General features: G+C 58.6%; 24 protein-coding genes. 9 read left to right on the top strand and 15 right to left on the bottom strand.

Going from position 1 to position 26,354, the window contains the following annotated elements; genetic code table 11:
- The first annotated feature begins 30 nt into the window (after positions 1–30).
- Both AOC04_RS19875 and AOC04_RS19880 read left to right on the top strand, forming a co-directional pair.
- Positions 31–612 (top strand): HlyD family secretion protein, encoded by a 582-nt coding sequence (locus AOC04_RS19875; RefSeq protein ID WP_060696289.1) that lies wholly within the window; start codon positions 31–33, stop codon positions 610–612.
- Between the two features lie 43 nt (positions 613–655).
- A complete protein-coding gene (locus tag AOC04_RS19880) occupies positions 656–1,369 on the top strand; it encodes a hypothetical protein (protein WP_060696290.1) in 714 nt (237 codons plus the stop codon).
- A gap of 51 nt (positions 1,370–1,420) precedes the next feature.
- On the opposite strand, the gene AOC04_RS19885 is transcribed toward AOC04_RS19880, so the two are convergent.
- From AOC04_RS19885 to AOC04_RS19915, 7 genes are all read right to left on the bottom strand, one after another.
- On the bottom strand, positions 1,421–2,299 hold the full coding sequence (locus tag AOC04_RS19885) for a response regulator (RefSeq protein WP_060696291.1): 879 nt from the start codon (positions 2,297–2,299) through the stop codon (positions 1,421–1,423).
- Positions 2,300–2,463: 164 nt separating this feature from the next.
- Positions 2,464–3,225, bottom strand: a complete 762-nt coding sequence (phoU, locus tag AOC04_RS19890) for a phosphate signaling complex protein PhoU (protein WP_060696292.1) — start codon at positions 3,223–3,225, stop codon at positions 2,464–2,466.
- An 87-nt stretch (positions 3,226–3,312) separates the two neighbouring features.
- On the bottom strand, positions 3,313–4,146 hold the full coding sequence (gene pstB, locus AOC04_RS19895; protein WP_060696293.1) for a phosphate ABC transporter ATP-binding protein PstB: 834 nt from the start codon (positions 4,144–4,146) through the stop codon (positions 3,313–3,315).
- A 180-nt stretch (positions 4,147–4,326) separates the two neighbouring features.
- Entirely contained in the window at positions 4,327–5,997 is a 1,671-nt protein-coding gene (gene pstA, locus AOC04_RS19900) for a phosphate ABC transporter permease PstA (RefSeq protein WP_060696294.1), read from the bottom strand.
- 15 nt (positions 5,998–6,012) lie between these two features.
- Positions 6,013–8,046 carry an ABC transporter permease subunit gene (locus tag AOC04_RS19905; protein ID WP_171970624.1) on the bottom strand — a complete coding sequence of 678 codons (2,034 nt, stop codon included), beginning with the start codon at positions 8,044–8,046 and terminating at the stop codon, positions 6,013–6,015.
- Positions 8,047–8,511: 465 nt separating this feature from the next.
- The gene (locus AOC04_RS19910; RefSeq protein WP_060696296.1) at positions 8,512–9,498 is read right to left on the bottom strand and encodes a phosphate ABC transporter substrate-binding protein PstS; all 987 of its coding nucleotides are present in this window, start codon (positions 9,496–9,498) and stop codon (positions 8,512–8,514) included.
- A gap of 166 nt (positions 9,499–9,664) precedes the next feature.
- The gene (locus AOC04_RS19915; protein WP_060696297.1) at positions 9,665–10,954 is read right to left on the bottom strand and encodes an MFS transporter; all 1,290 of its coding nucleotides are present in this window, start codon (positions 10,952–10,954) and stop codon (positions 9,665–9,667) included.
- A gap of 376 nt (positions 10,955–11,330) precedes the next feature.
- Here AOC04_RS19915 and AOC04_RS19920 point away from each other — a divergent pair, with 376 nt between their 5' ends.
- Both AOC04_RS19920 and AOC04_RS19925 read left to right on the top strand, forming a co-directional pair.
- Positions 11,331–11,732 carry an acyl-CoA thioesterase gene (locus AOC04_RS19920; protein ID WP_003438129.1) on the top strand — a complete coding sequence of 134 codons (402 nt, stop codon included), beginning with the start codon at positions 11,331–11,333 and terminating at the stop codon, positions 11,730–11,732.
- Between the two features lie 58 nt (positions 11,733–11,790).
- Entirely contained in the window at positions 11,791–12,690 is a 900-nt protein-coding gene (locus AOC04_RS19925; RefSeq protein ID WP_060696298.1) for a D-hexose-6-phosphate mutarotase, read from the top strand.
- Between the two features lie 67 nt (positions 12,691–12,757).
- Here AOC04_RS19925 and AOC04_RS19930 read toward each other — a convergent pair whose 3' ends face one another.
- From AOC04_RS19930 to AOC04_RS19950, 5 genes are all read right to left on the bottom strand, one after another.
- The gene (locus tag AOC04_RS19930; RefSeq protein ID WP_060696299.1) at positions 12,758–13,294 is read right to left on the bottom strand and encodes a DUF3299 domain-containing protein; all 537 of its coding nucleotides are present in this window, start codon (positions 13,292–13,294) and stop codon (positions 12,758–12,760) included.
- An 83-nt stretch (positions 13,295–13,377) separates the two neighbouring features.
- Positions 13,378–13,626 carry a GlsB/YeaQ/YmgE family stress response membrane protein gene (locus tag AOC04_RS19935; RefSeq protein WP_060696300.1) on the bottom strand — a complete coding sequence of 83 codons (249 nt, stop codon included), beginning with the start codon at positions 13,624–13,626 and terminating at the stop codon, positions 13,378–13,380.
- A 105-nt stretch (positions 13,627–13,731) separates the two neighbouring features.
- Positions 13,732–14,817 (bottom strand): 5-(carboxyamino)imidazole ribonucleotide synthase, encoded by a 1,086-nt coding sequence (locus AOC04_RS19940; protein ID WP_060696301.1) that lies wholly within the window; start codon positions 14,815–14,817, stop codon positions 13,732–13,734.
- Positions 14,818–14,828: 11 nt separating this feature from the next.
- Positions 14,829–15,320, bottom strand: a complete 492-nt coding sequence (gene purE, locus AOC04_RS19945; protein WP_003438120.1) for a 5-(carboxyamino)imidazole ribonucleotide mutase — start codon at positions 15,318–15,320, stop codon at positions 14,829–14,831.
- 240 nt (positions 15,321–15,560) lie between these two features.
- Positions 15,561–16,478 (bottom strand): LysR substrate-binding domain-containing protein, encoded by a 918-nt coding sequence (locus AOC04_RS19950; RefSeq protein WP_060696302.1) that lies wholly within the window; start codon positions 16,476–16,478, stop codon positions 15,561–15,563.
- Positions 16,479–16,658: 180 nt separating this feature from the next.
- Between AOC04_RS19950 and aspA the strand changes: the two genes are divergently transcribed.
- The 3 genes from aspA to AOC04_RS19965 all read left to right on the top strand — a co-directional run bounded on the left by aspA (position 16,659) and on the right by AOC04_RS19965 (position 21,054).
- Positions 16,659–18,083, top strand: a complete 1,425-nt coding sequence (aspA, locus tag AOC04_RS19955; RefSeq protein ID WP_003438118.1) for an aspartate ammonia-lyase — start codon at positions 16,659–16,661, stop codon at positions 18,081–18,083.
- Positions 18,084–18,570: 487 nt separating this feature from the next.
- Complete coding sequence (locus tag AOC04_RS19960; protein ID WP_060696303.1) at positions 18,571–19,992, top strand: alanine/glycine:cation symporter family protein; 1,422 nt, start codon at positions 18,571–18,573, stop codon at positions 19,990–19,992.
- A gap of 57 nt (positions 19,993–20,049) precedes the next feature.
- Positions 20,050–21,054, top strand: a complete 1,005-nt coding sequence (locus AOC04_RS19965) for an asparaginase (RefSeq protein WP_060696304.1) — start codon at positions 20,050–20,052, stop codon at positions 21,052–21,054.
- 69 nt (positions 21,055–21,123) lie between these two features.
- Here AOC04_RS19965 and AOC04_RS19970 read toward each other — a convergent pair whose 3' ends face one another.
- Positions 21,124–21,960: an IS3 family transposase gene (locus AOC04_RS19970; RefSeq protein WP_060691150.1), complete on the bottom strand. Its 837-nt coding sequence runs from the start codon at positions 21,958–21,960 to the stop codon at positions 21,124–21,126.
- On the bottom strand, positions 21,957–22,262 hold the full coding sequence (locus AOC04_RS24285; RefSeq protein ID WP_060691151.1) for an IS3 family transposase: 306 nt from the start codon (positions 22,260–22,262) through the stop codon (positions 21,957–21,959). The genes AOC04_RS19970 and AOC04_RS24285 overlap by 4 nt, the downstream gene beginning before the upstream one ends.
- Positions 22,263–22,472: 210 nt before the next feature.
- On the opposite strand from AOC04_RS24285, the gene AOC04_RS19980 reads away from it, so the two are divergent.
- Together AOC04_RS19980 and AOC04_RS19985 are read left to right on the top strand one after the other, a co-directional pair.
- Complete coding sequence (locus AOC04_RS19980) at positions 22,473–23,465, top strand: AraC family transcriptional regulator (RefSeq protein WP_060696305.1); 993 nt, start codon at positions 22,473–22,475, stop codon at positions 23,463–23,465.
- Positions 23,466–23,681: 216 nt separating this feature from the next.
- The gene (locus AOC04_RS19985; protein WP_060696306.1) at positions 23,682–24,713 is read left to right on the top strand and encodes a histone deacetylase family protein; all 1,032 of its coding nucleotides are present in this window, start codon (positions 23,682–23,684) and stop codon (positions 24,711–24,713) included.
- Between the two features lie 46 nt (positions 24,714–24,759).
- Here the strand turns inward: AOC04_RS19985 and pdxR are convergent, their stop codons facing one another.
- Positions 24,760–26,307: a MocR-like pyridoxine biosynthesis transcription factor PdxR gene (gene pdxR, locus AOC04_RS19990; protein ID WP_060696307.1), complete on the bottom strand. Its 1,548-nt coding sequence runs from the start codon at positions 26,305–26,307 to the stop codon at positions 24,760–24,762.
- Positions 26,308–26,354: the final 47 nt, after the last annotated feature.

A 26,354-nucleotide genomic window follows, 5' to 3' on the forward strand; every position in this document is an offset into this window, starting at 1 on the left:
GCACCTGCTCCCCAAGCTAAAAAACCGGTCATGAAAATCCTTATCGGCGCGCTGGTTCTGGTGGGTGCTGGTTACATCGCAGTGAAGATAACGGCTGGCCCGGACCATCAACAGTTCGATGCCTATTTGCAAGCAGGTCAAACCTGCTTTGACACGCATAACTTTGCTTGCGCGCTGGACAACGCCGGGCTGGCCTTGAAACAGGATCGCAACGAGCCTCGGGCCTTGAGTCTTCTGCAGCGCGCTCAAGCTGCCCAGGAGCGCCAGCAACAAAAGCTGGAGGCAGAGCAAAAACAACAACAGCTTAAAATTCAGGCGGACGAAGCTGCCCGCCAAGACAATGCCCAACGCGAACAGGCTGCCCTCGATCGCCAACGTCAGGAAGCGGCTGACCGCCAGATACGTGAGCAACAGCTACAACAAGCCTCCAGGGCGGTAAATGCCTCCTTGCAACAAGCCCAGAATGCGCTCAATGCCGGGGAATACCAGTCTGCAATCGCCGTAGCCAAGGTCGTCCTGGGCATGGACTCGAACAACGCCCGGGCACGCAGCATCATTCGCCAGGCCGAACAACAACTTAAAGAAGCACTGAACCGAACCCGAATAGAATAATCAGGGTCCGTGAGCTCCCCCCTCTCTTACTTGGAAGTTACTGATGAAATTGCCCTCCCACTCTTTGGATAAACGCTTCTTGGCCTTAGGCCTGGCTTCGGTACTTGGCTTGCAAGGCTGCGCCAATATCGACTCAGCCAGCCTGAACCCGACTAGCTGGAGCGGGGGCGACTGGATGAAATGTGGCTTGGCGATTGCCGCCGGTGCGGCCGCAGGCGCTGCTGTCAGCGGGGGCAACGATAAGGGGGCAGGAATATTGATTGGTAGCGTGGCAGGCATGGCGGCGTGCTTTGCAATCAATGCCAAATCGGTACAAACCAAAACCGCCGAAGAAGTAGAAAAACAATATAAAACCGCGGGTAAAAAGCAGCCCGCCCAACCAGAACTTGTCAGCTACGAAACCAGCATTCAACCGGGCATGACCATCAAACGCGGCCAACCGATTACCGTGGTTTCAAACATCGTTGCGATCAGCGGTTCGGCGCAGCCGGTCAGTGAAATCAAAGAAGATATCCGCTTGTTTGCCCCCAACGAAACCAAGCCGCTGAAAGAAGGTAGCAAGGTCGCGAATACCAAAGGCGGAAGTGGCGGCTACGAAAACACCTTCACCATCACCCTTGATGAACGTGCACCGCAGGGCATTTACCGGATCGAAACATCGGTGGCCGTCAACGGCAAACCGGCCAACACCCGGATCAACAGCGTGCAACTGGTCATGATCGACCGCGAGACCTGGCAACTGGCCTATCTGGACTGATTCCCCCCCTGTAGGAGCGAGCTTGCTCCTACAGGATGTGCACGGTTCATCTTACGCACCCGGCACAAAGTGCTTCTGAGCGGTGCCGTGGGCGATCAGGCGCGAGAGGTAGTTCATCTTTTCGGCATCCTGATCGACAAAGCGGAATGTCAGTTGCAACCAGTCACTGTCTGGCCTGGGCTCGTAAGCCACGATGGCATGCAGATACCCGTTCAGACGCGCAACCTCGGCGTTCTCGCCCTGCTCCAGGTCCAGCACTGCGCTGGCCAATACCTGTGGCAGCACTTCACCCCGTCGCACCACCAGCAGCGCCTCCTTAAGGCTCAGCGCCTTGATCACGCACGCCTGTGTACCACTGGCCAGGCGCAGTTGCCCTTGACCCCGGCCTGTCGGGGTCTGAACCGCAGGCTTTGGTGCCGCCGCCACCGGACGCGCTACGGGAGCCGGCGAGACCACCTGAGCCTTGCCACCGGTCAATGCATTCAGCGAATCATTGCCCAGGGCGCTGCCCAATCGGGCAGGCGTACTGCTCATCGCGGCATCCAGCAAACCTGCCCTGGCAAAAGCCTTCTTCACCTTGGACAGCAATTGCTCGTTGGTAAAGGGCTTGCTGACGAAGTCTGACACCCCGGCCTGAATCGCCTGGATCACGTTCTCCTTGTCACCCCGGCTGGTGACCATGATGAACGGCAGTGTTCTCAGGGGGTCCTGTTCGCGGCACCAGGTCAGCAGCTCCAGACCGGACATCTCCGGCATTTCCCAGTCGCACAGCACCAGATCGAAAGTCTCGCGGGTCAACAAGGCCTGGGCTTTTCGGCCGTTGACGGCGTCTTCGATCCTGATGCCCGGAAAATAGTTACGCAGGCAGTTTTTAACCAGATCGCGAATAAACGACGCGTCATCCACCACCAGCACACGGGCCTTGCTCATCAGCTGCTCCTTTAAAATCCTGACAATCATGCGCGCAATAATGGCCATGCGCCACGATCGAGGGCTATCCCGGCGGCATTATCGTTGGCAAAGCGCCTGGAATATAAATGCCGAAAAGCAAAACGCCCGGCTCTTGGCCGGGCGTTTTTTTATCTCGGGCAATCTTATTTATCGTCAGGCGACTGCACAACATTAGCGTTATCAGCGCCGATGCCTTCAACTTCTTCGCGCATACGCTTGAGGCCCATGTGCCGCACGTCGGTGCCGCGCACCAGATAAATCACCAGCTCGGAGATATTGCGCGCGTGATCGCCAATACGCTCCAGCGAACGCAGGACCCAGATGATGCTCAGCACTCGCGAGATCGAACGCGGGTCTTCCATCATGTAAGTGGCCAACTCACGCAGTGCGGTCTTGTACTCGCGGTCGATGATTTTGTCGTACTGGGCGACCGACAGAGCAAGGTCGGCATCGAAGCGGGCAAACGCGTCCAGCGCATCGCGCACCATGTTGCGCACCTGATCGCCAATATGCCGCACCTCGACATAACCACGCGGTGCCTCGCCTTCTTCGCACAGCTGAATGGCACGGCGAGCGATCTTGGTCGCTTCGTCACCGATGCGTTCCAGGTCGATCACTGACTTGGAGATACTGATGATCAAGCGCAGATCAGATGCGGCCGGCTGACGACGGGCCAGAATGCGCAGGCATTCTTCGTCGATATTGCGCTCCATCTGATTGATCTGATCGTCAATCTCGCGCACCTGCTGCGCCAGGCCCGAGTCGGCTTCGATCAACGCCGTGACGGCATCATTGACCTGTTTCTCGACCAGGCCGCCCATCGCCAGCAAGTGACTGCGTACGTCTTCGAGTTCCGCATTGAACTGCGCGGAAATGTGATGGGTGAGGCCATCCTTTGAAATCATGTTTTGCTCCGCAGAAGCTGTGAGCCGCACGCTAGAAGCGGCTAGCCAAATGTGTCGTGTCGTCGAGCTGCCTTACCGCAGCGCAAACTAGCCATACCGGCCCGTGATGTAGTCTTCGGTCTGTTTCTTGGCCGGGTTGGTGAACAAGGTGTCGGTGTCACCGTACTCAACCATCTTGCCCATGTACATGAACGCGGTGTAGTCCGAAACCCGGGCGGCCTGCTGCATGTTGTGGGTCACGATCACGATGGTGAACTTGGACTTGAGCTCGTAGATCAGCTCTTCGACTTTGAGGGTCGAGATCGGGTCGAGTGCCGAGCACGGCTCATCGAGCAGCAGGACTTCAGGTTCCACTGCGATGGTACGGGCAATCACCAAACGCTGTTGCTGACCGCCGGACAAACCCAGCGCCGACTCGTGCAGACGGTCCTTGACCTCGTCCCACAGCGCCGCGCCCTTGAGCGCCCACTCAACCGCTTCGTCGAGTACGCGTTTTTTATTGATGCCCTGGATCCGCAGGCCGTAGACCACGTTTTCATAGATGGTCTTGGGGAACGGGTTGGGCTTCTGGAACACCATGCCGACGCGGCGACGCAGCTCGGCCACATCCTCGCCCTTGCGGTAAATGTTATTGCCGTACAGGTTGATCTCGCCTTCGACACGGCAACCGTCCACCAGATCGTTCATCCGGTTGAAGGTGCGCAGCAGCGTGGACTTGCCGCAGCCCGACGGGCCGATAAACGCCGTCACCCGTTGCTTGGGGATGTTCAGGCTGACGTCGAACAGCGCCTGTTTTTCACCGTAGTAAAGATTCAGGCCCGGCACTTCAATGGCGACGGCTTCGTCAGCCAGGTTCAGGCTCTGCTTGCTGCGACCCAGGGCTGACATGTTGATGCCGTGGGTAGGGGATTCATGCTGCATGGGTTGCTCCATACGCTAAAAATTCATTTCGCTTACCTCTGGCCGCTTATCAGGGCCAGAGGTTTACATGATTATTGTGGGAGCCGGCTTGCCGGCGATCCGGACAACGCGGTGTACATATGAACCGTCGCGATACCATCGCTGGCAAGCCAGCTCCCACATGACCCTTACGTGTATCAATCAGCTTTCCAGCGCCTTGTACTTCTCGCGCAGGTGGTTACGGATCCACACCGCCGACAGGTTAAGCGTTGCGATCACCAGTACCAGCAGCAGCGCGGTGGCGTACACCAGCGGGCGGGCGGCTTCGACGTTGGGGCTCTGGAAGCCCACGTCATAAATATGGAAGCCCAGGTGCATGATCTTCTGGTCAAGGTGCAGGTACGGGTAGTTGCCGTCCAGCGGCAGCGACGGCGCCAGCTTGACCACGCCCACCAGCATCAGCGGCGCCACTTCACCGGCCGCACGGGCCACGGCGAGGATCATGCCGGTCATCATGGCCGGGCTGGCCATCGGCAACACGATCTTCCACAAGGTTTCGGATTTGGTGGCACCCAGCGCCAGCGATCCTTCGCGAACGGTGCGTGGAATACGCGCCAGCCCTTCTTCAGTGGCCACGATCACCACCGGTACCGCCAGCAGTGCCAGGGTCAGCGAAGCCCACATCAGACCCGGCGTACCGAAGGTCGGCGCAGGCAATGCTTCAGCGAAGAACAACCGGTCAACCGAACCGCCCAGTACATACACAAAGAAACCCAGACCAAACACGCCGTACACAATGGCCGGGACCCCTGCCAGGTTGTTGACCGCGATGCGGATCACCCGGGTCAGGGTGTTTTGCTTGGCATATTCACGCAGATACACCGCCGCCAGCACACCGAACGGCGTCACGATCACGGCCATGATCAAGGTCATCATCACGGTGCCGAAAATCGCCGGGAAGATCCCGCCTTCGGTGTTGGCTTCACGCGGGTCCTGGCTGAGGAACTCCCATATGTTGCTGAAATACATCCCCAGCTTCTGCCAGCTGTTCATCGCGTTCGGCTGGTAAGCCTTTACTACCTTGCCGATGCTGATTTCCAGCTCTTTACCATTGGCGTCGCGGGCCGTGAGGCTGTCGCGGTTGAACTGGGCATGCAAGTCACCCAACCGCTCCTCGATGGCCTTGTAACGGGCGTTCAGCTCGGCACGTTCGGACTCCATGTCCGCTTGCGCTTGAGGCGTGAGCTTGCCGTCCAGTTCCAGCTTGCGACCATGCAGGCGGATACGCTCCAGCCCGTAGTTGATCGCGCCGATGTCTTTCTTTTCCAGCTGGCTGAGTTGCGCCGCCAGCTCGTTGATCCGCTTGACACGGCTTTGCAGCTCTGGCCAGGCCGCCGCACCTTCGGCGACCACCTTGCCGTTTTCCTTCACATTGACCAGGTAACCGTAAAAGTTGCCCCACTCGCGGCGCTCGATGGCCATCAACTCCGGCGGCTTACTCTGGTTGGTCAGCCACTCGCCGACCACCCATGTGAAGTCGTTGCCGTTCAGGTCACGGTTGCCGACCTTGATCAGCTCGCGCGTCATGAATTCAGGGCCTTGATCCGGCACTGGCAGACCGGCGCTTTTCAGCCGTTCGCGAGGCACTTCTTCCTTTTGCACCACTTCGCCGACCAGCACGTGATTGGCATCACCCGGCACGTTGTACTGCGCGTGCACCAGGTCCGCAGGCCAGAAATGACCCAGACCACGTACCGCGATGACCGACAGCAAGCCGATGGTCATGATGACCGCGATGGAAACCGCACCACCGCTGATCCAGACCCCGGGAGCGCCGCTCTTGAACCAACCTTTGAGGGAGTTCTGTTTCACAGACTTCTACCTTCCTTAAAGCGACGAATATTTCTTGCGCAGACGCTGACGAATCAGCTCGGCAACGGTGTTCATGACAAAGGTGAACAGCAGCAGCACCAGCGCCGAGAGGAACAGCACGCGGTAATGACTGCCACCCACTTCCGACTCCGGCATCTCCACCGCCACGTTTGCCGCCAATGTGCGCAAGCCTTCGAACAGGTTCATTTCCATGACCGGGGTGTTGCCGGTGGCCATCAACACAATCATGGTCTCGCCTACCGCACGGCCCATGCCGATCATCAGCGCCGAGAAGATCCCCGGGCTGGCAGTCAGGATGACGACGCGGGTCATGGTCTGCCACGGCGTGGCACCCAGCGCCAGCGAGCCCAGGGTCAGGCCGCGCGGCACGCTGAATACGGCGTCTTCGGCGATCGAGTAGATGTTGGGGATAACTGCGAAGCCCATCGCCAGACCCACCACCAGAGCGTTGCGCTGGTCGTAAGTGATGCCCAGGTCGTGGGAGATCCACAGGCGCATGTCACCGCCGAAGAACCAGGCTTCCATATACGGGCTCATGTACAGCGACAGCCAGCCCACAAACAGAATCACCGGGATCAGGATCATGCTTTCCCAGCCGTCCGGCACCCGCAGGCGGATCGACTCAGGCAAGCGGCTCCAGGTAAAGCCGGCCACCAGAATGCCGATTGGCATCAGCATCAGCAGGCTGAAAATCCCCGGCAAATGGCCCTCTACATAAGGCGCCAGGAACAGACCGGCGAAGAAACCCAGGATCACCGTGGGCATCGCTTCCATCAGCTCGATCACCGGCTTGACCTTGCGGCGCAGGCTCGGAGCCATGAAGTAAGCGGTGTAGATCGCAGCAGCTACAGCCAGCGGTGCGGCCAGTAACATGGCGTAGAACGCCGCCTTCAACGTACCGAAGGTCAATGGCGCAAGGCTCATCTTCGGTTCGAAGTCAGTGTTGGCAGCCGTCGATTGCCACACGTATTTAGGCTCGTCGTAGTTCTCGTACCAGACCTTGCTCCACAACGCGCTCCAGGACACTTCCGGGTGCGGGTTTTTCAGGGCCAGTGGCAGCAGCTTGCCGCCCTCTTCCACGATGATGCGGTTGGCACGTGGCGACAACGCCATGATACCGGGGCCTTCAGCAATTTTTTCGACCAGCAGAGTGCGATGCGCCGTGCTGTGGAACACGCCGATCTCACCGGCAGCGTCCAGGGCCAGGAAGCCTTTGCGACGTTGTTCAGCCGTGATCTCGACAATCGGCGAGGTGCCCATCTGGAAGCTGCGGATGTGCTTGAAGCGTTGCTCGCCATCCGGGTCGCGCGCCATGAACCATTGGCTCAGTCCACCTTTGGAGTCGCCGAAGATCATCGAGATGCCCCCCACCAACTGGGTACTGGCCGTGATCTCGGTCGTTGCATCGTCCGCTAGCTTGTAGCGCCCGTTAAGGCTCTTGTCGCGCAGACTGAATACATCGGCTTGCGCCCTGCCGTTGACCACATACAGCCACTGTTGACGCGGGTCGACGTACAGCGCCTTGACCTGCTCGGTCATTTGCGGGAGGTCGATGCGGGTCTCGGAATTCGTGACCTCGCCGGTCATCATGTTTTCTTCGCGGGCCATCGACAGCACGTTCAACTGCGCACCGCTCGAACCCGCCAGCACCAGCGTCGAATCGTTAACGCTGAGGTTCACGTGATCCAGCGCACGGCCTTGGGGGTCGAGCGTAATTGGCGTTTCGCCATACGGATATTCAATGGCCGGGGTGATGGTCTTTTTGTTGTCCGGGTAGGTGACTCTGTAGCTATGACGGAACACCAGTGCCTGACCGCTGGACAAGCCCAGTACCACCACCGGATTACCCGGCTGGTCTTCACCGATCGACGTCACTTGCGTGCCCGCAGGCAACGGCAAGTTAACCCTCGACAGCTCATCGCCGGTCTTCGCGCTGAAGAACAGCACCAGGCCCTTGTCGGATACACGCATGCCGACCTGATTCTGCTCCTCAACGGAGAGCATCAGCGGCTTGCCGGCATCCTGCATCCACACCGGCGTCAGTGCCTGCCTGGCGTTCAGGTCTGCACCCTGAAACAGCGGGAACACCACATAGCCGAGGAAGAAGAAAATCAGGGTGATTGCGCCGAGAACGGCAAGACCGCCGATAAATACATACCAGCGGGTCAGGTGATCTTTAAGCGCACGGATGCGGCGCTTGCGCTTGAGTTCGGGCGTATTGAAATCAATGCGCTTGGGAGCGGATGTCGTAGTCATTGGGGAATTGGCCAGATCATTCATGCGCACACCCTAGCGGTCCTGTATGACAGAAAGATGACAAAGCAGTGACGCAGAAAATCCGCCGCCCAATGGTGCTGGCAGCGGAGTGGAAATGAGGTGAATCAGGAACGCCTGTAGTCGCTGCCGCAGGCTGCGATGGCTGCGTAGCAGACCCGTTTTTGAAGGCCCTTCGGACCTTATCGCAGCCTTCGTCAGCGACTACAGAGCTCTTGTTTATGCGCCTTCTTTCAAGCCCAGGTCAGCCAATGCTTTGGCAGCGACTTTGGCCGGCAGCGGGATGTAGCCGTCTTTCACGACCACTTCCTGGCCTTGCTTGGACAGAACCAGCTTGATGAACTCGGCTTCCAGCGGGTTCAGCGGCTTGTTCGGCGCCTTGTTCACGTACACGTAGAGGAAACGCGACAGCGGGTATTTGCCGTTCAGTGCGTTTTCTTCGCTGTCTTCAATAAACTCGGTGCTGCCCTTTTTAGCCAGAGGCACGGTCTTCACGCTGGCGGTTTTGTAACCGATGCCCGAGTAACCCACGCCGTTCAAGGAGCTGCTGATGGACTGCACCACCGAGGCCGAGCCCGGTTGTTCGTTCACGTTTGGCTTGTAGTCGCCTTTGCACAGGGCTTCTTCTTTGAAGTAGCCATAAGTGCCGGATACCGAGTTACGACCAAACAGCTGAACCGGCTTGTTCGCCAGGTCGCCAGTCACACCCAGGTCGCCCCAGGTTTTTACGTCAGCTTTGGCGCCGCACAAACGGGTCGACGAGAAAATCGCGTCAACCTGTTCCATGGTCAGGTGCTTGATCGGGTTGTCCTTGTGAACAAATACCGCCAGGGCATCAACAGCGACCGGAATAGCGGTCGGCTTGTAGCCGAACTTCTGCTCGAAGGCAGCCAGTTCGTTGTCCTTCATCTTGCGGCTCATCGGGCCCAGGTTAGCGGTGCCTTCAGTGATCGCAGGCGGTGCGGTCGAAGAACCGGCAGCCTGAATCTGGATGTTCACGTTCGGGTATTCTTTTTTGTAAGCCTCAGCCCACAGGGTCATCAGGTTCGCCAGGGTATCGGAACCAACGCTGGACAGGTTCCCCGACACACCGGTGGTCTTCACGTAGGGCTGAATAGCCGGGTCAACACCAGCGGCAACCGCATTGGCAGTCGCAACGCCAGCGGCAACAAAAGTCAGGGCCGCCATCACACGCTTCAGTTTCATGCCTTACTCCTAGCAAACGGGGTTAGATGAATCGGGGGCCAGTATCTTCAGGCCATGTGACTACTCTATGAACCGATTGTGACAATTGGATGAAAGGCCATCATTGGTTACAAATGATGGCCTTTTAAGGAGAGGCTAAAGATGTGGGGCAACGAGGCCAACTCGATCAGCGGCCTTTCTTCCACAGGTAGGCGCCGACCAGCAGGCCCATGGTGCAGATGATTGCCACGTAGTACGCCGGGCCCATCGGGCTTTCTTTAAGCAGCAGGGTCACCGCCATCGGGGTCAGGCCACCGAAGATGGCGTAAGCCAGGTTGTAAGAAAACGACAGGCCGCTGAAACGCACCACCGCCGGAAAGGCTTTGACCATCACATAGGGCACAGCGCCGATGGTGCCTACAAACAAACCGCTCAAGGCGTACAGAGGGAACAACCAGTCCGGGTGCTGCAACAGGCTGTGGTAGAAGGTCCACGAGGTGATCAGCAATCCGGCGCATCCCAGTACGAATACTCTGCCCGCCCCAAAGCGGTCGGCCAGTGCGCCCGAAGCAATGCAGCCCAGGCTCAAAAACACGATGGCCAGGCTGTTGGCTTGCAACGAAGTCGTTGCAGAGAAGCCGTACACGGTTTGCAGAACGGTAGGCGTCATCAAAATGACCACGATGATCCCGGCAGACAGCAACCAGGTCAGCAGCATCGAAACCACAATCGCGCTGCGATGATCACGCAACACGGTCTTGAGCGGCACCTCTGCAGCCAATGCCTTGCGCAGTTGCAACTCGGCGAACACCGGGGTTTCGTGCAACCAGCGCCGCAGATACACCGAGAACAGTCCGAACACGCCCCCCATGAGGAAAGGAATCCGCCACGCGTAGTCGGCTACCTCAGCCGGGGTGTAGATCGTGTTGATCGCAGTGGCCATCAGCGAACCGAGCAAAATACCCGCCGTCAGGCCACAGGTCAGGGTGCCACAGGCGTAGCCCACATGGCGTGGCGGCACGTGCTCGGCCACAAACACCCAGGCGCCCGGCACCTCACCACCAATCGCCGCGCCCTGAATCACGCGCATCAGCAGCAACAGGATCGGCGCCCACATGCCGATCTGCGCATACGTGGGCAGCAAGCCCATGATCAGGGTCGGCACCGCCATCATGAAGATGCTCAGGGTGAACATCTTCTTGCGCCCCAGCAGGTCGCCGAAGTGCGCCATGACAATGCCACCCAGCGGCCGTGCCAGATAACCGGCAGCAAAGATGCCGAAGGTTTGCATCAGACGTAGCCACTCCGGCATGTCCGCCGGGAAAAACAGCTTGCCGACCACCGTGGCAAAAAATACAAAAATAATGAAATCGTAAAACTCCAGCGCACCGCCCAAGGCAGACAGCGACAAGGTTTTGTAGTCATTACGGGTTAACGGCCGCGATGGCGGTGCAGCACTGGAAGGCTCTGTGATCATGGGGTATTGCTTCTCTTATTAGGCTCGGCAAAATGCTGCAACGAAGCCGGCAGGGGCTGGGCAGGTTTTGAAAGATAACAAATTGTTTACAAAAGCACAGAGCTAGACGCACGCCGTGGTTAAAAAGCAGAAACCGGAGGTCGTCGGCCAAGCCCGTGATCGATATACTCGCTGGCCGCAAGAAACATTTTGAGACTTCTGAGGTTGCTGTGCGAAAACGTCCGCTGGGCATTCACTAGCCGATTTCGCAGAGTTTCCCTTGGCGCGGCTTATGAAGAACGTGACGAACGTAGTATGTTCGGGCTGAATCGTTTTTCTAAAGACGCTTATTCACCCGCAGTACACATGAAGAATCACGGGTCAGAGGCCCTCCGGCATGCTAGAGCTCGAACAGGAAGATCCAATCCCGCAAGGCGACCTGGCCTTGCAAATCACTGCCTTGCCACGTGAAACCAATGGTTTCGGCGATATTTTCGGCGGTTGGCTGGTTTCACAAATGGACCTGGCAGGCACCGCAATGGCCAGCAAGGTCGCCGGTGGCCGCGTGGCCACGGTTGCGATTGATCGCATGGCGTTTCTGGTGCCGGTGGCCGTCGGAGCCCAATTGTCGTTTTACACCCAGGCACTGGAAATCGGCCGTAGCTCGATCCAGATGATGGTTGAGGTGTGGAGCGATGACCCGCTGTCCAGCGAATGGCGCAAAGTGACCGAGGCTGTATTTGTGTTCGTTGCCATTGATGGCAGCGGCCGCACGCGCTCCGTTCCGCCGCGCCGTTAAACCTCGCCGCGCTTTGCCTGTCTACTGCTGCCCTAGCCACTGAAATAGAGAGCCTGCCATGCACCACATAGAGTCAGTCACCCTGGATGAACTGGAGTGCTGGCACTTCCAGCATGGTCAGGCCCAACTGTTGATCGCCAAACAGGGCGCGCAGGTACTCAGTTATCAGATTGGCGATGAGCCTCCGATCATCTGGCTCAACGAAAAAGCACAGTACAAAGCAGGCAAAGGCATCCGCACCGGTGTCCCCGTGTGCTGGCCGTGGTTTGGCAACTTTGAACGCAACCCGCAAAGCGTGAAGGCCATGCGTCAGTCTGACGAGCCGGCAACGGCCCATGGCCTGGTACGTACCCGAGAGTGGGAAGTGCTGGAGATCGATGATGCCGGCGAAGCCTTGCATATTGAGCTTGGCCTGCCCCATATCGAAGGCGGCCTGCCTGGCTGGCCGCATGATGTAGCACTAACCCTGAGCATTCGCCTGGACACGCAACTGCACATCAGCCTCACCAGCCATAACCGCAGTGACATTCCGGTGAGCATCAGCCAGGCGCTGCACAGTTACTTTGCCGTCAGCGACGTGCGCAAGGTGCATGTTGAAGGGCTGGATGCACTGACCTATATCGACACGCTGCAAGACTGGAAACGGATCCGCCAGAACGGCGATTTGACCTTCAGCGGCGAAACCGACCGCATCTACCTCGACGCCCCGCAACAGCTGAGCATTGTCGATCCCGATTGGCACCGCAGCCTCCATCTCACCAGCCGCGGTTCACGCACGGCAGTAATCTGGAACCCGTGGATCGAGCGGGCCAGACAGTTTGACGACATGGCTGATGATGGCTGGCAGCGCATGCTCTGCATCGAAACCGCCAACGTGATGGATGACGTCATTACCCTGGAGCCGGGAGCGAGTCATACGCTGGGTGTGAGCATTGCGAGCAAACGCCTGAAACCCTGAACCTGTAGGAGCGAGCTTTTAAACAGCTCGCGAGCAAGCTCGCTCCTACAGTTAAGTTGCGAACCCCTTACAAATCCGCTTCAACCACTACCCGCACCTTGCTCGCGTCCAGCGCATAGGCTGCATCCGCCAGGTCATTACTGACCGTCTCAACCTTCAGCGTACCCATCACCCATAACGGCGTGTAGATGTCGTCCAGCTTCAAGCCTTTGGGGTAACGCACCAGCACCAGCTGATTGGGCGGCGGTGGCGGTACATGGATGCAGGCGCCCGGGTATGGCACCAGGAAAAACAGGGTGCTGCGCCCCTTGGCATCGGTTTCCAATGGCACGGGATAACCGCCCAGACGGATGTTTTTACCGTTCATGGCATGCACTGTTTTGCTGGAATACATCACCGCCGGCAGGCCTTTGCTCTGCTTCAAACCACCCTTGGCGGTAAACGTACCATTGGCCTCGGGCGAGTCATGGTCGATTTCGGGCATTTGTTCGAGGGCTTTTTGATCCGACTTTGGCATCAGGTCGAGCCAGTCGGTTTCGGGCAGTTCTGCCGCATGTACCAGGCCACAGCCCAGCAAAAGAAAAGTCAGTAGAAAACGGCGCATGAAAGGCTCAATAAAAGAGGGATTAAAACGCCGGGTATTCTAGCCCTCTCTGCGTCTGGCGCAGAGAGAACCCAAGCGTCTTGTCAGCTCTTTTTCGACACCATGCCGTAAATCACCAGCAGGATAACCGCACCGACCACCGCACCAATAAAGCCGGCACCCTCACCTGCCTTATAGATACCCAGTGCCTGGCCGCCGTAAGTTGCTGCCAGCGAACCGCCGATACCCAACAGGATGGTCATGATCCAGCCCATGCTGTCGTCACCCGGTTTCAGGAAACGGGCCAGCAGGCCAACGATCAAGCCGATAAAAATGGTTCCGATGATGCCCATGGACGCTTCCTCTCTGTAGATGGCGTAGACCCAAGCCTAGTCAGCACTTTGGGATCACGCCATCAGAGAGTGGCGGGCACCGAATGGTTCCCGCCAATCAACGATTTACGCCTGATCGATCAACGCTTCAACGCGCTGAATTTGCGCTTTGAGCGTGGCCATGTCTGCACAGCGCAGATTGGCGTGACCCACCTTGCGGCCGACCTTGAAGGCCTTGCCGTAGTGATGCAAATGGCAGTCGGCAATCGCGATAACCTTCTCAACCGGCGGCACGCTGCCAATAAAGTTGAGCATTGCGCTCTCACCGACTTTGGCCGTCGAACCCAACGGCAAACCGGCAATGGCCCGCAAATGGTTTTCGAACTGGCTGCACTCGGCGCCTTCAGTGGTCCAGTGCCCGGAGTTGTGTACACGCGGGGCAATTTCGTTGGCCTTGAGGCCACCGTCGACTTCAAAGAACTCGAACGCCATCACGCCGACGTAATCGAGTTGCTTGAGCACGCGGCTGGAGTAGTCTTCAGCCAGCGCTTGCAACGGGTGATCGGTGCTGGCGACGGACAGCTTGAGAATGCCGCTGTCGTGAGTGTTGTGAACCAGCGGATAGAACCGGGTCTCGCCATCACGACCGCGTACAGCAATCAGCGACACTTCGCCAGTGAAGGGTACAAAGCCTTCCAGCAGGCAGGCGACACTGCCCAGTTCGGCAAACGTACCCTCGACATCGGCCGCAGTGCGCAGCACTTTCTGGCCCTTGCCGTCATAACCCAAGGTGCGGGTCTTGAGCACTGCCGGCAGACCGATACTGGCCACCGCGGCGTCCAGATCCGCCTGGGACTGGATGTCGGCAAAGTCCGGAGTCGGAATCCCCAGATCCTTGAACATGCTCTTTTCGAACCAGCGATCACGGGCGATGCGCAGCGCTTCGGCACTCGGATACACCGGTACGAATTGCGACAGGAATGCCACGGTCTCAGCCGGAACGCTTTCGAATTCAAACGTCACCAGGTCGACTTCATCGGCCAGTTGGCGCAAATGGTCCGGGTCGCTGTAGTCCGCACGCAGGTGTTCACCCAGTGCAGCTGCACAGGCATCAGGGGCCGGGTCGAGGAAAGCGAAGTTCATGCCCAGCGGAGTGCCCGCCAGAGCCAGCATGCGGCCCAGTTGGCCGCCACCGATTACACCGATTTTCATCGTCAAAAACCTCAGGCTTCGCGCGGGTCTGGATTGTCCAGAACGCTGTCTGTCTGCTCAGCACGGAATGCTTTCAATACGGTATGGAACTGCGGGTGCTTGGCGCCCAGGATGCTTGCCGACAATAGCGCCGCGTTGATCGCGCCCGCCTTGCCGATGGCCAGAGTGGCAACCGGAATGCCTGCAGGCATTTGCACGATCGACAGCAGCGAATCAACGCCCGACAGCATCGCCGACTGCACCGGCACACCGAGTACCGGCAAGTGGGTTTTGGCCGCACACATGCCAGGCAGGTGAGCTGCGCCACCGGCACCCGCGATGATGACCTCGATCCCGCGGCCTTCGGCCTCTTCGGCATACTGGAACAGCAAGTCCGGAGTGCGGTGGGCAGAGACCACTTTAACTTCGTAAGGAATGCCGAGTTTTTCCAGCATATCGGCGGTGTGGCTGAGGGTGGACCAATCGGACTTGGAGCCCATGATCACGCCTACCAGTGCACTCATCGTCGCGCCTCTTCTCTTGGGCGCCCGCAGGCGCGTCAAAAAACAACAAGCCACGTGGGGAAACCGACGTGGCTTGTTATAGGAATTAAGGCCGGTCAAGCCAGCCGAAGGCCGCGCAGTATACCCAAAAAGGTAAAGAAAACGCATATTCCCCGACCATATGTCTTTCACGTTGAAATCTGCTTCGACGCCCGGTTTTATTGACTTTAAGGTCAGACAATAAAACTCCTTGGGCACCGGCTAAATCGGCATTGGCGCGGGTGCCGTAGGGTTTTCCAGCTTGCGCCACAACAAGCGCACGTTGGCCTTGCGCACCAGGGCGCAGCGGTACAGGCGGATCTCCAGCGGCACGTGCCACTGCGGGCCACCGCAGATCACCAATTCACCACGCTCAAGCTCCGCCCGAACGCTTAACCGCGGCACCCAGGCTATGCCCAGCCCTTCAAGCGCCATGCTTTTAAGGCTGTCGGCCATGGCGGTCTCATAAATAGTGGTAAATCGCAGGCTGCGCTGGCGCAGCAACAAATTCACCGAACGCCCCAGAAATGCTCCGGCGCTGTAGGCCAGCAACGGCACACTGGCTTCGCCTTCCAGATCAAACAGCGGGTTGCCGTCGGCGTCGGCGGCACACACCGGCAGCATTTCGGTATTACCCAGGTGCAAGGACGGGAAAATCTCCGGATCCATCTGCAAAGCCGCATCGGGGTCGTAAAAAGCCAGCATCAAATCGCAGCCGCCCTCACGCAAAGCATGCACAGCGTCTCCGACGTTAGTCGCAACAAGGCGTGTGGCGATGTTCAACCCTTCGTTACGCAACTGGGCGATCCAGCGCGGGAAAAACCCCAGCGCCAGGGAGTGTGCGGCAGCCACCTGCATGACCTCGCCCTGCCCGCCTTCCAGGTGATGCAAGTGACGCAAGACTTCGCCGAGTTGTTCGACCACGGTGCGCGCCGTGACCAAAAACAGCTGACCGGCCGCGGTCAACTCCACCGGGGTGCGGGAACGATTCACCAAGGTCAGGCCCAGTGCCGCTTCAAGGCTGCGAATACGCCTGCTGAAGGCTGGCTGGGTCACAAAGCGACGCTCCGCCGCCTGGGAAAAACTGCGAGTGGCGGCCAGGGCACTAAAGTCCTCTAACCATTTACTTTCGAGATTCATCGAGTCCTCCCGGACGCGCACCAAATTGGGTCACACGTTCGACGCGGCCGTCGCGTCACGTCGTCATTATGCCGTTTATGCATAGGATAGTGTTTAAAGGCATTGGCCCAATTTTGTCTGCAAGCCTAGCATTCGCAGCGTTCCGGCTCAGACCGGGTCCTTATCGAGATGATTTCTATCATGTCCTCCGCTGCATCTTTCCGCACTGAAAAAGACCTGCTTGGCGTACTCGAAGTACCCGCTCAAGCGTATTACGGCATCCAGACCCTGCGAGCGGTGAACAACTTCCGTCTCTCCGGCGTTCCGATTTCGCACTACCCGAAGCTGGTCGTGGCCCTGGCCATGGTCAAGCAAGCCGCAGCTGACGCGAACCGCGAGCTGGGCCATCTGAGCGACGCCAAGCACGCTGCCATCAGCGAAGCCTGCGCCCGCCTGGTCCGCGGCGATTTCCACGACGAGTTCGTGGTGGACATGATTCAGGGCGGCGCTGGCACTTCAACCAACATGAATGCCAACGAAGTCATCGCCAACATCGCGCTGGAGGCCATGGGCCACCAGAAGGGCGAATACCAGTACCTGCACCCGAACAACGACGTGAACATGGCACAGTCGACCAACGACGCTTACCCGACGGCCATCCGTCTGGGCCTGCTGTTGGGTCACGATGCACTGCTGGCCAGCCTCGACAGCCTGATTCAGGCGTTCGCAGCCAAAGGCGTTGAGTTCAACCACGTATTGAAGATGGGCCGTACCCAGCTGCAAGACGCAGTACCCATGACCCTGGGTCAAGAGTTCCGCGCGTTTGCCACCACCCTGGGTGAAGACTTGGCCCGCCTGAAAACACTGGCGCCAGAGTTGCTGACCGAAGTGAACCTGGGCGGTACTGCGATTGGTACCGGCATTAACGCCGACCCGCGCTACCAGCACCTGGCCGTGACCCGTCTGGCAACCATCAGCGGCCAGCCGCTGGTGCCTGCTGCCGACTTGATCGAAGCCACTTCAGACATGGGCGCCTTCGTCCTGTTCTCCGGCATGCTCAAGCGTACCGCGGTCAAACTGTCGAAGATCTGCAACGACTTGCGCCTGCTGTCCAGCGGACCGCGTACCGGCATCAACGAAATCAACCTGCCGGCGCGTCAGCCGGGCAGCTCGATCATGCCAGGCAAGGTCAACCCGGTAATCCCGGAAGCCGTTAACCAGGTGGCCTTCCAGATCATCGGTAACGACCTGGCACTGACCATCGCGGCTGAAGGCGGCCAGCTGCAACTGAACGTGATGGAGCCGCTGATCGCGTTCAAGATCTTCGACTCGATCCGCCTGCTGCAACGCGCCATGGACATGCTGCGCGAGCATTGCATCGTCGGCATCACCGCCAACGAAGCTCGCTGCCGTGAACTGGTCGAACACTCGATTGGTCTAGTGACTGCGCTGAACCCTTACATCGGCTATGAAAACGCCACCCGCATCGCCCGTATCGCCCTTGAAAGCGGCCGCGGCGTGCTGGAACTGGTGCGCGAAGAAGGCTTGCTCGACGACGCCATGCTCGACGACATCCTGCGCCCGGAAAACATGATTGCTCCGCGTCTGGTGCCTCTCAAGGCCTGATGCCGTAACACGCTCAACGCTCACCAGGTCGAGGGACTAGACACCTCTCACCTTTTGAGGGCTTGCAGATACGTCTGCAGGCCCTTTTTTTTGCACACATTTTGTGGGAGCCGGCTTGCCGGCGATGGCATCACATCGCTGCACCTGATAACTGCGCAACCTGCATCGCCGGCAAGCCGGCTCCCACAAAGGACAAACAAAGAGGGCAAATACGACAGGATATGAGGCCTTTTCAGACGACTCGTACATGAAAAATCAATCACTTATGCAGACGCTTCCAAGACTCCTAGGTATAGTGCCGGCCCTCTTCCCGTGCGTGGGCCCTGCAACAGCGGCCACCGACAGTGCGGAAACAGCATCGTAAACCAAGCAGCAACATGGCCAGGGTCCCCTTGATCGCCTAGTTTTATGCCCTGTCTTGCCGGGCGTAATACGCGATCCCGATCCAGCCGTGTTGCCAACAGATAAAAACAGCGAGGAATAATCCATGCTTGAAGTCATCAATGACTTCCTCTCAGGGAAAGTGCTAATCGTGCTTATGGTCGGGCTCGGTGGTTACTTCACGATCCGCTCGCGTTTCGTTCAGTTTCGCTACTTCCTGCACATGTTTTCGGTCTTCAAAGACAGCCTGCGCAGCAGCGCCGGCGAACTCAGCTCGTTTCAGGCATTGATGCTGAGCCTGGCGGGCCGTGTGGGTGCAGGCAACATCGCCGGCGTCGGCATTGCCGTGACCCTCGGTGGTCCGGGTGCCGTGTTCTGGATGTGGGTGACCGCGCTGGTCGGCATGTCCAGCAGCCTGATCGAATGTTCGCTGGGCCAGTTGTACAAGCGTCGCGACGCGCAAGGCCAACTGCGCGGTGGCCCGTCCTTCTATATGAAGTACGGCCTGGGCAAAATCTGGATGGGCAAGCTGATGGCCGTCCTGCTGCTGATCACCTTCGGTTTTGCCTTCATGGGCCTGCAAGCCCACGCTGTGACTCACTCACTGCAAGATGCCTTCGGCTTTGAAGTCAATTACTCCGGCCTGGCCATCGCCATCCTGCTGGGGCTGGTGTTTATCGGCGGTATCAAACGTATCGCTTCGGTAGCCGACCTGCTGGTACCGGTCAAAACCCTGGCTTACATTGCCGTTACCCTCTATGTGATCGTGCTGCAATTCGATCACGTGCCGGCCATGCTCGGCCACATCGTCAAGAGCGCCTTCGGCCTCGACCCGGTGTTCGGCGGTCTGATCGGCAGTGCGATCGTGATGGGCGTCAAACGTGGCGTATTCGCCAACGAAGCCGGTCTGGGCAGCGCTCCGAACGTAGCCGCCGTGGCCGATGTTGACCACCCGATCGCCCAGGGCGTGGTTCAGGCATTCAGCGTATTCCTCGATACTTTCGTGATCTGCACCTGCACCGCGCTGCTGATCCTGCTGTCCGGTTTCTACACCCCGGGCTTTGAAGGGGACGGCATTGCCCTGACCCAGAACTCCCTGGCTGCCGTTGTCGGCGAATGGGGCCGCGTGTTCATCAGCGTGGCACTGGCGCTGTTCGTCTTCACCTCGATGCTCTACAACTACTATCTGGGTGAAAACAACCTGCGCTTCCTGGTCGGTGAGAGCCGCAAGGCGCTGATCGGTTATCGCGTGCTGGTACTGGTGCTGATTTTTTGGGGTTCGATCGAAAACCTGCAAACCGTCTTTGCCTTCGCCGACATCGCCATGACCATGCTGGCGTTCGTCAACCTGGTTGCTCTGGCGATGCTGTTCAAGATCTGCATGCGCGTGCTCAAGGACTACGACGACCAACGTCGCGCCGGGATCAAGACACCGGTGTTCGATTCCAGTAAATTCCCGGATCTGGATCTGGACCTCAAGGCCTGGCCGCCACGACCGGCCGCCACGAGCGAAGAAACAAAACGCTGACACTCACGCGGCGGTTCTTATCAGAACCGCCGCGTTTTTGCTTATGGAGACTCATAAATGACTGCAGCCACTCATCACATAGCCCAGCGCGTCATGGTGCTCTACACCGGCGGCACCATCGGCATGCAAGCCAGCGCCAACGGCCTGGCCCCGGCATCGGGCTTTGAAGCGCGCATGGCTGAACACCTTGCCAGCCAGCCACAGCTGCACGTACCGCAGTGGCGCTTTCGCGAAATGAGCCCGCTGATCGACAGCGCCAACATGACGCCCGCCTACTGGCTGCGCCTGCGCACCGCGATCATCGAAGCTGTCGAACAGGATGACTGCGATTCAGTATTGGTCCTGCATGGCACCGATACCCTGGCCTACAGCGCTGCGGCGATGTGCTTTCAACTGCTGGGGTTGCCGGCACCGGTATTGTTCACCGGTTCCATGTTGCCAGCGGGCGTGCCCGACAGCGATGCCTGGGAAAACGTCAGCGGTGCCTTGAGCGCACTGGGACGAGGTCAGCCCCATGGCGTGCAGCTGTACTTCCATGGCGCGCTCCTGGCACCGACACGCTGCGCCAAAGTGCGCAGCTTCGGGCGCAACCCGTTTGTCGCGCTCAAGCGTAATGGCGGCGCACCCAAGGCCAATACCTTGCCGGGTGAGCTGCTGTACCGCCATCCACGGCACGAGGCCAGTGTCGGCGTGCTGCCGCTGGTGCCGGGGATTGGCGCGGCGCAACTGGATGCCCTGCTCAATAGCGGGATTGAGGCCCTGATACTCGAATGCTTCGGCAGCGGTACCGGCCCCAGCGACAACCCGGCCTTCCTCTCCAGCCTGCAACGGGCACAGCAAAACGGCATCGTGGTGGTCGCCATTACCCAATGCCATGAAGGTGGTGTGGAACTGGACGTGTACGAAGCAGGCAGCCGCTTGCGTGAAGCCGGCGTGCTCTCGGGCGGCGGCATGACTCGAGAAGCCGCGTTCGGCAAGCTGCACGCATTGCTGGGAGCAGACCTGCCCCTGGCAGAAGTACGCCAGCTGGTTGAACTGGATGTGTGCGGCGAACTGGCATAAACAGCCCCCCTTCCATCTGTAGGAGCGAGCTTGAACTGGTCAAGCAATCCCGGACACCGTTTACGGTGCTTATGCCGCTTTTTGCTCCATAGCTATTGGCGACAGGTAGTTGTTGTAGCTGTGGAGCCTGGTGCGGTTGTAGTACATGAAGAAACGCACCATGTCCGTTTTTGCCTCCTCGATTAGGCTGTAGCCGTTGCGAGGTACCCACTCTGATTTCAGTGTGCCGAAAAAACGCTCTGTTGGAGCATTGTCCCAGCACTGTCCACGATGACTCATGCTTTGCAAAATGCCGTGGAGCACCAGTTCCTCTTGAAACTTGCGGCTGGTGTACTGACATCCCTGGTCTGAGTGAAACATCAGCCCAGGCAGACACGTTCGTACTGCTGTCGCCATGCGTAGCGCTTTGCTGACCAGGTTGGCGTCATTGACCAGAGAAAAAGCCCAACCAATGACCCTGCGAGCATACAAATCGATCACGATGGCCAAATGAATCCAGCGTTTGCCTACCATCAGACTGGTCACGTCGCCACACCAAACCTGATCGATTGCAGTCGGTTTGAAATTGCGTTTTAGCCGATTGGGCGCGACAAATGCTTCCACCCCTTTGGATCTGAAAGGGTGAGGCTGACGCTGTTTGCTGACAATATTGGCCTCCCTCATCAGCGCTCGGACAAGGCTTCTTCCAGCAGTTATTTTCTGAGACTTCAGGCCCTTGCTGATCATTCTGGAGCCCATGGCTTCGCGGCTTTGGCTGTGCAACTCAACCACTTTCGATTTGAGTTCTTCACGCCTGATCCGCGGCTTGGCTCGCCGTTGAATCCACTCATAAAAGCTGCTGCGCTTCACACCAAAAACACGACATACCACAGCCGTCGGAAATGACTCTCTTAGCTCTGCGATCATCGAAAACGATCGGGATCCGACATCAAGAGAGCGGTAGCCTTTTTTAGGATCTCGGCCTCCATCTCCATGCGCTTGATCTTGGCTTTCAGTTCCTGGATCTGGCGCTGATCTTCGGTGATGGCCTTGGTGCCTTTAACCGGTTGACCCTCGCGCTCCTTGCGAACCTGATCAACCCAGCGCCGTAAAGCGGTGGGTCCAATATCCAGTGATGCACAAACGTCCGGCACCGGACAGTTATCGTCGAGTACCATGCTGGCAGCATGCAGCTTGAACTCGCGGGTATAGACCTTTCTATCGTTCATGGAACCTCCAAGTTGGCGAAATCATATCGCCCTTAAGAGGTGTCCGGAATTATTAGGCCAGTTCAGCTTGCCTCGCGATCTTTTAAAAAATCAAAAGATCGCGAGGCAAGCTCGCTCCTACAGAGTCAGGGTACAGAGCTACATCGGGATCAATTTCACACCCCGGCACACAACTTGCTCACTTCCTGCACCCTCATGCAGGAAGCGAACATGCTGCACTCCCATCTCACCACCCTCAACGCTGTATCACTGGTGCTCAGTACCTTCGAGGCCGAAGGCCTGCCGTGCGAAGCATTGTTGGCAGGCAGCGGCATTCGGGCCGCCGATCTGAGCCGCGCCGACACACGTATTACCGCCAGCCAGGAAATGCAGGTGTGCGCCAACGCCGTGGCCTTGCGCCGTGAAATAGGCCTTGAACTGGGGCGACGCATGCACGTGTCGTCTTACGGCATGCTGGGCTATGCCCTGCTCACCAGTGCCACCTTAGGTGACGCTTTACGTCTGGCCCTGCGCTATCCGGCGCTGCTGGGAACACTTTTTGAGCTCAGCCTTAAGGTCGAGGGCGATCAGGTCTGGTTCTGCGCTGACCACTATCATGAAAATCCGCAGCTGGCCGTCTTCAATGCACAACTTTGCCTGGTGTCATTGACCGTTATTTGCCAGGACCTGCTGGGTCAGCCCTTACCGCTACTGGCCGCCCGCTTCGCCCACAGCAAGCCGGACTATCACGCCAGCTACGCCAGCACCTTCGACTGCACGCGCACATTCGAGGCTCAGGACAACGGCTTTGCCTTTGCCAGACACTGGCTTGACCACCCTCTGCCGCTGGCCGATGCCATCACTCACCAAGCAATGGCTGAGCGCTGCCGTAAACAAAACCTGGAGTTCACCGGGCGCCAGTCCTGGCTGACACGCATCCGCCAGTTGCTCGCCACCCAGCTGCATGCAGCACCGGGCCTCGAAGGCCTGGCAGAGCAAGTGAACTGCTCGCCACGCACGTTACGCCGGCACTTGCATGACGCTGGATGCAGCTATCAGGGGCTGCTCGACGAACTGCGTTTTGAGCGCGCCAAGCTGTTACTCCACGAAACCGAATGGCCGATTTATCAGATTGCCGAAACCCTGGGCTTTAGCGAAACCGCGAGTTTTCGCCACGCATTTGTACGCTGGAGCGGGGTCGCCCCCAGCCAGTTTCGCGCGTAAAAAAACCGTAGAAGCGAGCTTGCTCGCGAGCTCCTTATCGCAACATGGAAGAGCTCGCGAGCAAGCTCTCTCCTACAGGTTGTGTGGGGTCAGGGGGCAATTGCGGTCAGTGATTTGGGCCATATCTATCCTCTTTTGGCCGTTCCTGCCGTTCTCTGAAACTTGCGGTGCCGCAAAACTGTAGAACACCGCCCGAGCCTACGGAGAACAAGAACAATGCTGACCATCTACTCAGACGATCATCATCTGCATCATGGCCGCTGTGAATTGATAGACGGGCAATTGATGCCCTGCTTTGAAATGCCCTCCCGCGCCGACCATATTCTGCAGCGTGTTCAAGCCCGCGAGCTGGGGCCGGTGCAAGCCCCGCATGACTTCGGACGCGAGCCGATCCTGCGTGTGCACAGTGCGGCGTATCTGGATTTTTTCGAGGGTGCCTGGGCGCGTTGGGCCGAGCATGGCCGTGACGGCGATTTGATGCCCTACACCTGGCCTGCCCGCACCCTGCGTGCCGTGGTGCCTGTCAGCCTGCATGGCCAGCTCGGCTATTACAGTTTCGACGGCGGCGCCCCGATTACTGCGGGTACCTGGCGCGCAGCCTATAGCGCCGCCCAGGTTGCACTCACCGCACAAGCCGCCATCCAGAACGGTGCTCACGGCGCATTCGCCCTGTGCCGACCACCGGGACACCATGCCGCCAGCGACTTAATGGGCGGTTATTGCTACCTCAACAATGCTGCGATTGCCGCTCAGGCCTTCCTTGACCAGGGTCGTAAAAAGGTGGCGATCCTCGACGTGGACTATCACCACGGCAACGGCACGCAGTCGATTTTCTATGAGCGCAGCGACGTGTTGTTCACTTCAATCCACGGTCATCCCGAAGCCGAGTTTCCGTTCTTTCTGGGGTATGCAGACGAGCTGGGCGAAGGTGCAGGAAAAGGCTTCAACTTCAACTACCCGCTGGCGGCCGGTTCGGCATGGGATCGCTGGAGCGCGGCACTGGAACTGGCCTGCACCGAAATCGAAGGTTACGACGCCGATGTGCTGGTGGTTTCCTTGGGTGTGGACACGTTCAAGAACGACCCCATTTCCCAGTTCAAGCTCGAAAGCCCCGACTATCTGCGCATGGGCGAACGCATTGCACGCCTGGGCAAACCGACGCTGTTCGTGATGGAGGGCGGCTACGCGGTAGAAGAAATCGGGATTAATGCAGTCAATGTGCTTGAGGGTTTCGAAAGCGCCCGATGAGCCCCCGGACCTGTAGGAGCGAGCTTGCTCGCGAGCAAGCTCGCTCCTACATCCAGATCTTGCCCAGGCGGGCCAGCGCTGCCTTGATATCGGCCTCGGGTACCGCGGCAAAACCCAGCACCAGCCCCGCGCGTTTATCCACAGGCTCACTCGAGCCTTGCAACCAGTAACTACTCAAGCCGTTGATTTCCACCTCGGCCTCTTTGGCTTGAGCCAGCAGTTCCTGCTCGCGCTCAAGATTTATGACGGGCACGGCCATATGCAAGCCCGCGGCAATACCCGGCATCGGCCCCACCCCTGCGATTCCCTGAGGCCAGCCAGTCAGCAATGCATTACGCCGACTCAAGGCGGCACGACGCATGCGCCGGATATGTCGCTGAAAGTGCCCGGCAGCCATGAACTCCGCCATCACGGCCTGAGTACTGACTTCCGAATGCCGCATGTCCAGGGAGCGGCGCCGGGCAAATGGCTCAATCAAACCCTTGGGCAAGACCAGATACCCCAGACGCAAGGCCGGGAACACCACCTTGCCGAAGGTGCCGACATAGATCACCCGCCCCTGACGGTCCAGTGCCGCCAACGGCGCCAGCGGGGCCCCGCAATAACGGTACTCGCCGTCGTAATCGTCTTCGATGATCCAGCCCTGATTACGCTCGGCCCAGTCCAGCAGCTCAAGGCGCCGGGCCAGGCTCATGGTCACGCCTGTCGGGTACTGATGGGACGGCGTCACGTAGGCCAGCCGACAGTTGCTCATGTGCGCCAGTGCCGAGCAATCCATACCCTCCTGATCGACCGCGATGCCCTGCATTTTCGCCCCCGCAATCGCAAAGGCATGTGCCGCTGCGCGGTAGCCGGGATTCTCGACGGCCACACCGTCGCCAGGCTCGACCAGCAGCTGTGCACAAAGGCTAATTCCCTGCTGCGCGCCACTGGTGATCAAAATTTGCTCAGATGAGCACGATAAACCGCGGGAGGTGCGCAAATAGGCCGCTATCAACTCGCGCAGGCGCTCATCCCCTGCCGGATCGCCATAACACAGTTGCTGCAAGTCCGGCTTACGCCAAAAAGCCGCCTGTAGCTTGCTCCAGACCTCGAAAGGGAATAAGTCAAAAGCTGGCACCCCCACCCGAAATGCCCGTGGAACACCCCCCGGAGGAAGGTCAAGGGAGTGTTGGCCAACCCTCTCCAAAGCGGTGCTGTGGATAACTTTACTGGACGTAACCACAGGTAAATCACCCTGTTTTGTGGATAACCCTGGGGATAAGCCTGTTGAAAACCCTGTGGACAAGTTGGTGGACAACTTTTTTCGCGGGAGTGCTTTTTCCGGCAGTTGCGCAACATAAGTGCCATCACCGATCCGCCCCTCGATAAAGCCCTCGGCATACAGCTGGTCGTAAGCCCGTACCACGCTGTTTCGCGAAATACCAAGGGCCGCTGCCAGATCGCGACTCGCTGGCAACCGCGAGCCACTGCCCAGGCGGCCATCCAGTACTCGCTGGCGCAATGCCTCATAGAGCTGACGGCTCAGGCCTTTTTTTGGATCAAGCTCGATACCGGCAGGGTTGAAGGCGATGGACAGCGCTGAATCCGACATGAATTGGACCTACGAAATTGACCATTAATGGCTCTTACAACGAGCCA

The sequence above is a fragment of the Pseudomonas versuta genome, from assembly GCF_001294575.1.
GTDB lineage: Bacteria > Pseudomonadota > Gammaproteobacteria > Pseudomonadales > Pseudomonadaceae > Aquipseudomonas > Aquipseudomonas versuta.